This window comes from Acinetobacter sp. 24-47-64 (genome assembly GCF_057737055.1).
This window is the reverse complement of sequence record NZ_CM173215.1, coordinates 2,935,567-2,947,415: the sequence shown is the minus strand read 5'-3', so window position 1 is coordinate 2,947,415 and position 11,849 is coordinate 2,935,567. Positions and strand designations below refer to the sequence as shown.

Here is an 11,849-nt window from a genome sequence, read left to right as displayed (position 1 = left end):
GTGGATTTATGAAAAAACTAAAAAAAATAATGACTATGTTCGTGTGCTTAAGTAGCCCAACACTATATGCTGAAAGTTCGAAAGAGTGTATGAATTATTGGAATCAACCAATAAAAAAGATCACGGTATTAGAAGAAGTTGAATGTGATCATATCTGGGATTTTGGTAAAAGTAAAAATAGTTTGAATCGCTTCAAAGTGGTAAATAATTTAAATCTTAAAACAACTAATACACAATGGATGTCAACAGGGCAGTGTCAAAAAGTATCATACAATAAAAAACAGTTTAATATTTACAATTCAGAGTACAAAGAATATGGGCACAATATTTGGCTAATTTACGATGACAAAAATGCTTTTGCATATTTTAGAAAAGTGAATAGTAAAGATCAATCAGTGGAGGTGAGTTGTGCTCAAGAGGGGGCGGACACAAATTTGAAATTTATACTCAATACTTATTTAAAAAATAATACATCTGTAAGTATGCAAAAATATAAAGCAAATGATTGGTATAAAGAGTAATAAGAATGAAAAAAACAATAACTTTTAAAGATGGGACAACTAGAACGTTTGAAACAAATTTGGAGGGTTTTATTCAAGCTGTAAGTTTTAAAGAATCTTCATCAGATTTGTCTTTGCCACTAAGCAATCCAGTCAATATAAGGTGTGCAAGAAAAGTAAACGAGGCAGGTTATTTGGGCCTATTTCAATGGGGAGAGTCTGCTCTGTATGAGCTGGGGTATTATTTAGGGGATAAAGGAATTTCCTATGATGATATTAAAGATGCAAGAAGAGGATCTGCTTTACACAATAGTTGGAAGAGTCAATTTGACTCTAATAATTGGTCGGGTAAGTGGTCAGGTAAAAGAAATATAAATTCCAAATCTGATTTTTTAAATAATCCTAAGGTTCAGTATGAGGTTATCAAAGAATGGATTGGTTATTTATGTAAACAAATAAGAAATAATAATTTAAATGAGCATTTTGGTAGAACGATTCAAGGCGTTGAAGTCAATGAGTCTGGAGCAATTGCTGGGATGCATTTGGTAGGTATAGGAGGTTTGGGTGCTTTTTTAGGGTTTTCAAAATTTTCTGGTGAAAAACAAACGGATGGTAATGGAACACATATTAAGAAATATATTCAAGACTTTGGTGGCTTTGATCTGGAGCAGTGCTGTAATCGGAAAATATATATAAATTTGAAGGATAAAAATGATAATGTATTACCAGATAAGGAAGTTACAATTGTCTCAAAATATTCTGGAAAAAGTTTTTCTGGTGAGACCAAAGTTAAAATAAAAAGCGATGAAAATGGATATCTTCCTGTCATTGTTAGGCATCCATCAACTGAAATTAAAATTGTGGCTGATGGCAAAGAGTCAAATCCTATTGTTCAGAAAGCTGACCAAAAACAACGTGCAATTTTAAAGGATTTCGAAGTTTCAAAATTTCCAGCAACCTTAGAGCAAAATAGTACTCCTCAGCCTAAACCTCAACCAAATAAAACACCTCAACAAGTAAGAAATGAGAAAAATCAATCTGAAGCCAAGCAAGAAGGAGCTGCTGAAAATAACAAAGATATTAGTTTCAATATTCAAATTGTAGAGGGTGATACAGGGAAACCAATCTCTAATATGAATTTTTTTCTTACATATAAAGCAAATAAGAAAAAACATACAGCGAATGATCAAGGTATTAAGCAAGGTATTATTGCTGAAGTTGGACAAGACATAGAAGTTTCAGTTTCAGGTGAAGTAGGAAATCAAAAAATACATCACTTTAAAGTCGAAAAAACTTTGTCTAATCAGACAGTTAAAATTAAGTTACCAGTTCAAGCTTTCAAAATAATTGTAAAAAAAGACAATAGATTGGTGCCGAATTTGCCAATAACATTATTTTATAGAGGGCGGGAGATTCCTAAAAAAACTAATGCATTAGGTGAAGTTTCTGTAAAAATGCTAGTTGGCTTTGTATATGGATTTGGTACTAGTAGTAAGTCTTTTATTAAAGTAAGGGCGATATATGGTAATACATCGCGAATATTTCGAATAAATGAAGGTTTTGAAAAACTTTCTAAACAAAATACTACAACTCAAACTAAACCGAATAATCAACAAACAAATTCAGGATCACAACCAAATAATACAACAACTCAAACTAAACAAGCTGAAGTAAAGCAGGAAACACCGAAAGCAATACAACAAAATACGCATACAGAAAACGGTGGTAAGCCTTTAACTAAAGTTAGTAATCAGTCCCCACCTACAAGTGATACAACGCGTTATCACATTTATCATGATGGGAAGATTAAAAGAGAGAACAAATCAGCTACAGGTTTCGCAGAATATATTTATTATGATTCTACAAGTAAGTCTCATAATTTAGGTAAATCAAAATATGTTGTAGCAAAAAGATGGTCTTCTAAGGGCGTCTTAGGCAGTGGGAATGTTTATTTAATCGATGTAAGACATTTTCAGAAATATCGCTCAGGTGTAGTCGGTTATAAAATGTTAATGAATTCTGGACAGCAACGATATTATTTAGGTGGTATAGAGTTAGCAGCATTTTTAGGAGCACTATGCAAATCTGGGTATGATGACATTTCCTTTAATGGTTTTAGCAGAGTCAATGGTGATCCTGGTGAAAGTAAATCTCATATTAATGGTGAAGCAGGAGATTTGAGATATTTAAGAACTGATAAGAAGGCTTTATCGGTTATTTTACAAGATGCTAATTATGACCATGAAAGAACTTTAAATTTGATTAATAACTTTATAAAATTTGGCTGGGGTAAATCAAAAAAAATGCTAAGTGAGTATTTCACAAACTCTAAGGCCGGAGTCAAAAGTAATTATATTTTCCCAAATTGCAATCATTTAGCTAAACCAAGGCACAATAATCACCTTCATTTACAAGGGCTGTCTCCAAATCTAGAGGATATTTAATTTATGAAAAAATTATATTATATTTTTTCTATTTTATTATGTTGTGGTTGTTCAAATAGTCAAAGTAATTCATCTGACTTACATAGTATTAAGAGTAAAGAAAATGAATTAAACGGTATTAAAATAGGAGATAATTTAGACGCGTTGAAGAGTAGATTTAAGGGGGATATAATTATTCAAAAATATAGTGATATTACAGACTTAAAAGAATGTCAAAACAGAAAAAATATTTTAGTTAATAATACTCTTACTAGTGTTGATGTTGATAATAATGAAATTGTCACCTCTATTCATACTCGAGATGTTAAAGCGGTTGATGCTAATAATATAAGTATTGGTAAGGGTGAAATTAATGTTGCGAAATTAAATAATAATATCAAACCAAAAAAAGTTTTTAGTGGGGATGAATCACTAGACCTATTTTTATATAAAATCCCTATGAAAGAAAGTAAAGGATATTTTATATATAATATCAATAATAATAAAATTGAGTCTATCTCAATTGAAAGCTTTGATCACATTTCCTGTAATTTGGAATGATTTGAAGTTGAGTCAAAATTTTCAAATCTAGTTTTAAATTTTAGAAATTAAAAATGAAATACTTTTTTAAAGTTAAATCTTAATAAAGCCGACTCTCGTCGGCTTTATTGATTAAACTTCTAAAATTTCTTCTAACAATTCTTCACTCGGAGCAAAGTAGTATGCTCCATCTAAAGGCGCAACAAAGTGCAATAAGCGATCATGAATACCATCGCCACTAGTTCCAAACATACGTGTCAGCATGCGATCAATACGTGTTAAATCTTTCGTATAAGCGATAAAATACAAACCTTGATCACCACGTCCATCGCCATACGGTAAAGAATGACGAAGAATTTCAAGCTCCTCACCTTCATCATCTTCAACAACGGTGCGAGCCACATGTGCATTGTCAGGTTTAACATCGTCATCAAGCTCTATGCTTTCGAGTTTGGTGCGCCCAATCACTTGCTCTTGTGCATCAACTTTAAGTTTTTTCCATTTATCTAGATCATGACGATAACGTTGAGCAAAAACGAATGAGCCATCAGTGAAAATTCCTGCATCGTCACCTAGTAAAGCTGTTTCAGCGCGATCATCTGGAAATTGAGGGTTTTCGGTGCCATCAATAAAACCAGTTAAATCTCGACCATCAAAATTTCGGAAGCACACGCGCTCATCTAAAACCTCAACCAAATCCTGAATTCCTTCAAAAAAAGCTTGGCTTAAGGCAAAGCAAATATCAGTACGCTGTGCTGCGATATGGATTAAAACATCAGCAGGGACCACAGGCATGGTGAAAGAGCCTTGAATTGGTTCAAGCTGTTTAAAACCTTCTGGTTGGTGAGGGTAAAGTTGTGACCAAAGTTCTGGTCCAAAAGCCACCGCAGTTTTAATTTGAGCATGAGGATGTTGAGTAATTAAGCGATCACGAGTCGTAAAGAGATCTTCAAGTTTTTCTTTTAGTTGATCTATTGATAAATCTTTTAAACGCAAAGTGATAAAGCGAGCATGATCTGAGGGTAATGGTAAGATTACGGATTGGGAAGTCATTCATGGCTCCTGAAATTATAATATCCTAATTTTGCTGATCACATTGTGCCTGATCATCATAGTGCTGAACAGACAGACTTTTAAAAAAACATTCAAATTTTAAATCTTATAAAAGTCGAATTGTCATATAATCTCATCAAAATAAATCTCCCAAATCGTTATGTCTTATCAAATGTGGTTTGCCTACATGCTTGCATGTTGGGTTATTAGTATTTCGCCTGGTGCAGGTGCTATTGCATCAATGTCTAGTGGTTTGAATTATGGATTCAAACGAGGTTATTGGAATGCAATTGGTCTGCAGCTTGCACTTTTGGTTCAAATTGGAGTTGTCGCTGCGGGAGCAGGCGTACTTTTTGCTACGACTCCTTTGGCATTTTTGATCGTCAAATGGTTTGGGGTTGGGTATTTATTATATTTAGCATATTTACAGTGGAAAGCCCCAGTGCAGTCCATCGAAATTCACACTGATTTAAAGCAAAAGTCAGCGATGAAGCTAGTAATCAGCGGTTTCTTTGTCAATATGAGTAATCCAAAAGCAATTGTATTCTTATTGGCAGTATTGCCACAGTTTCTGGATCTTTCAAAGCCTCAATGGCCACAATATCTCATCATGGCTTGTACAATGATTGCTATCGATCTTATCGTTATGGCTGGATATACAGGTCTTGCAGCGAAGGTATTGCGTTTACTTAAATCACCTCGTCAGCAAAAAGTGATGAATCGTACCTTTGCAGGTTTATTTGCAGGTGCGGCTTTTTTATTGAGTTTAGTTCATCAATAAGACACAATAAAATAACGAGTTAGGGTTATTTTATTGAAAATTATAATATTATTTTTGACTATTCTGTTGGGGCTCGGCTTAATTTCAACTCCCTATATCTGGGCGTATTTTTATTTACAGCCTGAAAGTGTGTGGGAATGGATCAAGTTTGTGATGTGGGGCGCGGGTGTTGGCATATGCGCCACATTTGGTCTTACAGTGATTTTAACTTTGATCACCACCCTTATAAAAAAAATGATTGTGGATGATACTTCGCAATATAAGATGTTTTTCAAACAAATGGTTTATTTGATGTGGATTAATGTGGTCTTATTTATCACGGCTGCAATCGGTTTACTATTCGAATGGTTGCCTTTCTATATTGTTGAATATTGGTTTATGCCTGAGACCTTTTTTGGCTTTTGGCATGTGATATGGATAAAAGGCCTCATTAATGTATTGGTTATGGTGGTTTTTTTATTCTCTTGTTATATCTTTCTCTGTCTTCATAAATATTTTATAAAGAAGCAAGATTAATGAATAGCCCAAATAAATCAGGCTATTTTTTTAAATTTTTGAATGATAAAAATCACAGCAAATACGATTGCCATGGTTAATACAATGCTTAAACCTGTCGCAATATTTAAACCTGCACTCGACCATAAGCCCACAGTCACACCAACTTGAGCCACAATAAAAGACCATAGCACCATGTGTTTAGGTGAATGTGCTAAAAGTCTTGCGGTTAATGCAGGTATAACCAATAAAGCACCCATGAGTAATGAACCTACTGCACGTAACGCTAGTACTGTAAATAAGGCAAGAAGCAGCATAAAAATAAGGCGCTGCCATTTCGCATTCACACCTTCACTTACCGCAATATCAGGATCAATCGCAATTTGAATTTGAGATTGCCAACTTTTATAGAGCACAGAGAGTGCAATGACAATCACCACTGCAAATGTCGGTAAGTCGAACCAAGATATTGTTAAAAGATCGCCAAATAAATAACTCAGCAACTCAGGTCTTAGCGCAGGGAGGTGTTGGATGACCAATAGTCCTGAGCAAAGCAGCGTTGCTGAACATAACGCAAGTAATGCATCGTTGGGCAGGCGAGGATCATGCAATACCCAAAGGACTGCGACCAAAAGTAACGCGGTAAACGTAACCCCCATCCATAAGGGGAGGGTGAGTAAGCCAGCAATCGCCACACCCAAGAGAGTTCCATGCGCCATTGTGTCTGCAAAGAATGACATACGGCGCCATAACATAAGACAACCGAGCGGTGCAGTTAGAAACACTAATAATGTTCCCATAATCCATGCGGGTAATAGAAGTTGTAACCATTCCATCATGATCTAAGCTTCCGGTTCTGGATGAATATGGGGGCGAGGATCGTGTTGACATGGCGTTGCTGTATCACCATGTGCACAATGATCGTGATGATGTTGGTAGAACACTCGATTAGTGCCGAAAATAGCCTGATACTCAGGGTCTTGTTGAATATTTTCAGGCAAGCCGCTACAACATATATGTTTATTGAGGCATACCACACGCTGTGTACCTTGCATCACCCACTGCAAATCATGAGAGACGATTAAGATCGAGCAGCCGTAGCGCTCAGGTAGACTTCGAACATAATCATAAAGTTCAGCTTCAGATTGAATATCTAAACCTTGCATCGGTTCATCGAGTACCAATAAGTTGGGTTGGCGCAGTAGAGCGCGTGCTAAAAGTACACGCTGGCGTTCCCCACCAGACAGCTGTTGGACTTTCGAATCTTGTAATTTTATGATCCCAGTATCTCGAATAATTTCTTGTTTAATCGCAAGATCACACTTTTCTAAATCGAGTAAATCTTTCACTCGAAGTGGCAAGCTGTGGGATGGATTGAATTTTTGAGGGACGTAAGCAAGCTTTAAGGCTTTATGATGTTTAATTTGACCAGAATTGGCCTTCACAATTCCGAGAATCACTTTGATAAGCGTAGATTTACCCGCCCCATTGGGACCAATGAGGGTAATAATTTCTTTGTCATGAATCTGAAAGTCAACATTCTTTAAAATGTCTCTTTCATCAATTCGCACATTAATTTGCTGCAGTTCAATTAATGGCAATGCAGAACTTACTGAGAGCACTGCTGACATAATCCTGAAATCTCAATAATGCTATGTTGAGCCTGAAAATGATCAGAGGAAGCCAATTGATCAAGTTGTTGAATCAAACCAAGAGCTGAAGCCTCTTTCACTGTATTGCATTTAGAGCAAATGAGAAAAGCGGCTTGATGTCCAGCACGAGGATGGCAACATGGAATATAGGCATTAATTGAAGTTAAACGATGAATAAAACCTTTTTCGAGCAAAAAATCGAGGGTGCGGTAAACAGTTGGAGGTGCTGCTGGACGTTCAGCATTACCTTTTAATTTCGCCAACAAGTCATAAGCGCCCATAGGCCCTGAGGCCGTTAAAATTAACTCTAAAACTTCTTTGCGAAGCGGAGTCAATTTAGCGCCTGAAGCAGCGCAGCTTGCTTCAGCTTCTAATAAACGAGCTTCAACATTCGGGTGATCATGCACACCGTGTAAAGTATCATGATGTTCGTGTGAACATGCGCTCATGGACTGACCTCAAGACTTCGAAAAGGGAAGGGGATATCTCATAAATAGTATCATGAGACCTTGCAACTTACGAACAGCATAGGCATTTTTAACTGTTTGTTATATTATAACGTCAAAATTCGAGTGGTAATTAATTTCATGTTGCGTCTGCTAGCACTATGCTTTACAGCATTATTCACAACCTTGGCTTGGGCACAAGCACCCTTGGTGGTTTCGACACACCCAGTGTATTTGATTGCAAAAGAAATCACTCAAGGTATTGAAGAACCAAAATTGTTGCTAGAAAATCAAACAGGGCATGATGTTCATCTGACCCCTGCGCACCGTAAATTAATTCAAGATGCAGGATTGGTTATTTGGCTTGGTAAAGCGCATGAAGCGCCATTAGAGAGTATTTTGGCGAAAAACTCTAAAGCAGTTGCCTTATTGAATACAGGAATATTGCAAACATTGCCGCTTAGAAATAGTCGAGGGGACGTAGTAAAAGGAACTGTCGATACTCATGTATGGTTAGAACCAAATAATGCAGTTCGTATTGGCTTTTTTATAGCGGCATTACGCTCACAACAACAACCTGAGTTTAAAGACAAGTATTGGAGTAATGCTAAACTTTTTGCACATGAGATGCTGAAAACCTCACAAAGTGTAAAACTCAATCATGGTGTTCAGCCGTATTGGTCATTACATGATGCATACCAATACTTGGAGCGTGCGCTGTTGCTAAAATTCGCTGGTGCGATGACAGAAGATCCACATATGGCACCTACAATTGCTCAAATCAAATATTTAAAAGACCATCGCCCTCAGCAAAAGATGTGTCTTTTGGCTGAAACTGTAGCTAATAAGAATCAATATAAGTCTCTAGGTCATGTGAATTTTCTCGCAGTTGATGAGAGTTTTGCTAAACACCAGAATTTTATAACAGCATGGCAGACTCTAGCGATACAAGTACGTGCATGTGTAGAAAAAGCACAAAAGTGATGTAAAAACAGCCGATAATTGTATAAGTGCTCAGCAATAAACGATCTAAAAATACCAGACTTAGGTCGGGAAAAGATTGCATGTTCAGGGGTGTAACTCTATAATGCCTGCGATTAAAAATAATCATCAGCTAAACTTGTCAAGCATTATTGCTGTGAGTGGATAATAAATGAGCCGAACTAGTCGCTTGATTGACCGACGATTAGCGAAAGCTTTAGTCATCTTGCAAGCATGTATGATACCTGTTTCAGCCTTGATAGCGTGGGTCTTGAAAGACTCGACTGCGGCTTTGAGTGCAGCATTAGGTGCATTCGTATGTTGGCTAGCCAGTTGTTATTTTTCATGGCAGTCGTTCAGAGCTGCAGGTGCAAGAGCTTCGAAACAGGTTCTATCGAATATGTATCGGGGGTTGCTCGGTAAGTTTGGAATTGTGATTGTTGGCTTCATTTTGATTTTAATCAATGTGAAACCGTTGTCAGCGGTCGCATTGTTTTGTGGTTTCATACTCGTTCAGACCATGTCGTGGGTCGCACCTTTTTGGGCGTCGCGTCTATCAAAATGAGTTGAATTGCAACGAAAAATTGAAAAGTTTTTTAGATGTTTAACGAGATATCAAGCAGCACGCGATATTCGTTAACTCTAATTTGTATTTGACATTAACCAGGTGTGATTTATGGCTGCTGAAGAACATACCCTTACCTCGTCTGAGTATATTCAGCATCACTTAACGAACATGACCTATGGTAAAGCACCAGATGGTACGTGGAAGTTAGCTGAGACTGCTGAAGAAGCGAAAGAGATGGGGTTCACTGCTATTCACTTGGATTCTATGGGTTGGTCAATCGGCCTTGGCGTCATTTTCTGTTTGTTGTTCTGGTTAGTAGCGAAAGCTGCAAACTCTGGTGTTCCGACCAAGTTCCAGGCTGCAATTGAAATGATCGTTGAGTTTGTTGACTCAAGTGTTCGTGATACCTTTCATGGTAAATCACGTTTAATCGCGCCTCTAGCTCTTACCATCTTCGTGTGGATTTTCCTCATGAACTTGATGGACCTTATCCCTGTTGACTGGATTCCTTATACAGCTCAACACATAATTGGTGGGCTATTCGGTATCGACCCGCATCATGTTTACTTCAAGATCGTTCCATCTACTGACCCTAACGTAACCCTTGGTATGGCGTTATCAGTATTTGCGTTAACTATTTTCTATAGTATCCGTGAAAAAGGTCTTGTCGGTTTCGGTGCAGAATTTGCGCTTAACCCATTCAATCCAAGTAACCCATTTTTAAAAGCATTATTAATTCCAGTAAATATTCTTCTTGAATTAGTAACTTTTATCGCGCGTCCAATTTCATTGGCTCTCCGTTTGTTCGGTAACATGTATGCGGGTGAATTGATCTTCATTTTGATCGCATTATTACCGTTCTGGATTCAATGGGCGTTGTCTGTGCCTTGGGCAATCTTCCATATTCTTGTTATCACGTTACAAGCATTCATCTTCATGATGTTAACGATCGTGTATATGAGTATGGCTAGCGAGAAGCATTAATTAATATTTGCTCGACTACACTATGTAGTTGGGCTAAAGTTTTTTTGTTTGATTTAAACTCAACCTCTGAGGATTTTTTCATGGATTTAGTAGTTGGCTTATCTGCTGTTGCAGCTGCTCTTTTAATCGCGTTCGGTGCTTTAGGTACTGCGATCGGTTTTGGTCTTTTAGGTGGTCGCTTCCTTGAAGCTGTTGCTCGTCAACCAGAATTGGCTCCACAACTTCAAACTCGTATGTTCTTAATCGCGGGTCTTCTTGATGCTGTGCCTATGATCGGTGTTGGTATTGGTTTGTTCATTATCTTTGCAAATCCGTTCATCGGCCTAGTAGGTTAATTAGCTAAATTCCGAAATCAACTATTTGAGGAATAGCAATGAATATTAACTATACTCTGTTTGGTCAAGCGATTGCGTTTGCGATCTTTGTCGCATTCTGTATGAAATTCGTTTGGCCTCCACTAATCAATGCGATTAGTGAGCGTCAGCGTAAAATTGCTGATGGCTTAAATGCAGCTGAAAAGGCGAAAGCTGATCTTGCAGATGCGCAAGCTCAAGTTAAAGCTGAATTAGATGCAGCGAAAGCACAAGCGGCTCAATTGATCGAACAAGCGAACCGTCGTGCGGCTCAATTGGTTGAAGAAGCTCGTACTCAAGCATCTGCTGAAGGTGAGCGTATTCGTCAACAAGCGAAAGAAGCTGTTGACACAGAGATCAATGCTGCTCGTGAAGAATTACGTCAACAAGTTGCAGCTCTTGCTGTTGCTGGTGCAGAGAAAATTCTGAACCAACAAGTTGATGAAGCAGCTCACAATGCCATGCTTACTCAGCTGGCTGCTAAACTTTAAGCGAGGCGATTATGGCTGAACTCTTGACGTTAGCACGCCCGTACGCTAAAGCAGCATTTGCTTTCGCTTCTGAGCAAGGTGCAACTGACAATTGGTCAAATGTGTTACAAGTGCTTAGTGCTGCGGTGCAAGATGAAGCATTTTCCGCTTACTTGAGTCGCCCTGAGCTTACTCCTGTGGAGCAAGTAAGTTTATTTGCTAAGGTTTTAGGTGCAGATCAAACTGCTGAAGTGTCTAACTTTTTGACACTTTTGGCTGAAAATGATCGTTTAACTTTGTTACCTGAGATTGAAGCAGAGTACGAACTTCTTAAATCACAAAATAACAATGTGGTAGATGTCGTGATTGAATCTGCATTACCACTTTCTGCTGAACAAGAGCAATTACTTGCATCTGCGTTAGAGAAACGTTTCAACGCAGCTGTAAATGTTTCAGTAGAAGTTAACCCAGCTTTAATCGCGGGTGTTGTTATTCGTGCAGGCGACCAAGTGATAGATGATTCTGCGCTTAATAAGCTTGAAAAAATGCGGACTCGTCTTCTTGCATAATTGCGTAAAAAGAAGACTGAACTTAATAAAGATT

At 37.6% G+C, this 11,849-nt stretch carries 15 protein-coding genes; 11 read left to right on the top strand and 4 right to left on the bottom strand.

The annotated features are described in order from the left end of the window. Positions 1 to 8 precede the first annotated feature (8 nt). The 3 genes from AC1M85_RS13985 to AC1M85_RS13975 are packed head-to-tail and all read left to right on the top strand — an operon-like array spanning position 9 to position 3,484. Complete coding sequence (locus AC1M85_RS13985; RefSeq protein ID WP_481593730.1) at positions 9 to 521, top strand: hypothetical protein; 513 nt, start codon at positions 9 to 11, stop codon at positions 519 to 521. A gap of 5 nt (positions 522 to 526) precedes the next feature. Beyond that, the gene (locus AC1M85_RS13980; protein ID WP_488213257.1) at positions 527 to 2,944 is read left to right on the top strand and encodes a hypothetical protein; all 2,418 of its coding nucleotides are present in this window, start codon (positions 527 to 529) and stop codon (positions 2,942 to 2,944) included. A gap of 3 nt (positions 2,945 to 2,947) precedes the next feature. Continuing rightward, positions 2,948 to 3,484, top strand: coding sequence for a hypothetical protein (locus tag AC1M85_RS13975; protein WP_481593728.1), 537 nt, complete (start codon positions 2,948 to 2,950; stop codon positions 3,482 to 3,484). Positions 3,485 to 3,595: 111 nt separating this feature from the next. On the opposite strand, the gene AC1M85_RS13970 is transcribed toward AC1M85_RS13975, so the two are convergent. Then, positions 3,596 to 4,516: a Dyp-type peroxidase gene (locus AC1M85_RS13970; protein ID WP_488213256.1), complete on the bottom strand. Its 921-nt coding sequence runs from the start codon at positions 4,514 to 4,516 to the stop codon at positions 3,596 to 3,598. Between the two features lie 160 nt (positions 4,517 to 4,676). On the opposite strand from AC1M85_RS13970, the gene AC1M85_RS13965 reads away from it, so the two are divergent. Further along, positions 4,677 to 5,297, top strand: a complete 621-nt coding sequence (locus AC1M85_RS13965; protein WP_035270804.1) for a LysE family transporter — start codon at positions 4,677 to 4,679, stop codon at positions 5,295 to 5,297. Between the two features lie 153 nt (positions 5,298 to 5,450). Beyond that, positions 5,451 to 5,813, top strand: coding sequence for a hypothetical protein (locus AC1M85_RS13960; protein WP_155756979.1), 363 nt, complete (start codon positions 5,451 to 5,453; stop codon positions 5,811 to 5,813). A 17-nt stretch (positions 5,814 to 5,830) separates the two neighbouring features. On the opposite strand, the gene znuB is transcribed toward AC1M85_RS13960, so the two are convergent. From znuB to AC1M85_RS13945, 3 genes are read right to left on the bottom strand one after another with little or no spacing between them, the layout of a single operon-like run. Next, positions 5,831 to 6,631, bottom strand: a complete 801-nt coding sequence (gene znuB / locus AC1M85_RS13955) for a zinc ABC transporter permease subunit ZnuB (RefSeq protein WP_488213255.1) — start codon at positions 6,629 to 6,631, stop codon at positions 5,831 to 5,833. 3 nt (positions 6,632 to 6,634) lie between these two features. After that, positions 6,635 to 7,423, bottom strand: a complete 789-nt coding sequence (gene znuC / locus AC1M85_RS13950) for a zinc ABC transporter ATP-binding protein ZnuC (RefSeq protein ID WP_035268168.1) — start codon at positions 7,421 to 7,423, stop codon at positions 6,635 to 6,637. Further along, a complete protein-coding gene (locus tag AC1M85_RS13945; RefSeq protein ID WP_035268172.1) occupies positions 7,402 to 7,893 on the bottom strand; it encodes a transcriptional repressor in 492 nt (163 codons plus the stop codon). Before AC1M85_RS13945 ends, znuC begins: the two co-directional genes overlap by 22 nt. 138 nt (positions 7,894 to 8,031) lie before the next feature. Between AC1M85_RS13945 and AC1M85_RS13940 the strand changes: the two genes are divergently transcribed. From AC1M85_RS13940 to AC1M85_RS13915, 6 genes are all read left to right on the top strand, one after another. Then, positions 8,032 to 8,874, top strand: a complete 843-nt coding sequence (locus AC1M85_RS13940; RefSeq protein WP_035268175.1) for a metal ABC transporter solute-binding protein, Zn/Mn family — start codon at positions 8,032 to 8,034, stop codon at positions 8,872 to 8,874. Positions 8,875 to 9,043: 169 nt separating this feature from the next. Continuing rightward, positions 9,044 to 9,436: an ATP synthase subunit I gene (locus AC1M85_RS13935; RefSeq protein ID WP_035268179.1), complete on the top strand. Its 393-nt coding sequence runs from the start codon at positions 9,044 to 9,046 to the stop codon at positions 9,434 to 9,436. A 111-nt stretch (positions 9,437 to 9,547) separates the two neighbouring features. Then, positions 9,548 to 10,423 carry a F0F1 ATP synthase subunit A gene (atpB, locus tag AC1M85_RS13930; RefSeq protein ID WP_035268181.1) on the top strand — a complete coding sequence of 292 codons (876 nt, stop codon included), beginning with the start codon at positions 9,548 to 9,550 and terminating at the stop codon, positions 10,421 to 10,423. An 80-nt stretch (positions 10,424 to 10,503) separates the two neighbouring features. Then, positions 10,504 to 10,758: a F0F1 ATP synthase subunit C gene (gene atpE / locus AC1M85_RS13925; protein ID WP_035268188.1), complete on the top strand. Its 255-nt coding sequence runs from the start codon at positions 10,504 to 10,506 to the stop codon at positions 10,756 to 10,758. 38 nt (positions 10,759 to 10,796) lie between these two features. Then, positions 10,797 to 11,267, top strand: coding sequence for a F0F1 ATP synthase subunit B (locus AC1M85_RS13920; RefSeq protein WP_035268191.1), 471 nt, complete (start codon positions 10,797 to 10,799; stop codon positions 11,265 to 11,267). Between the two features lie 11 nt (positions 11,268 to 11,278). Beyond that, positions 11,279 to 11,815, top strand: a complete 537-nt coding sequence (locus AC1M85_RS13915) for a F0F1 ATP synthase subunit delta (RefSeq protein ID WP_035268194.1) — start codon at positions 11,279 to 11,281, stop codon at positions 11,813 to 11,815. The last annotated feature ends 34 nt before the right edge of the window (positions 11,816 to 11,849 follow it).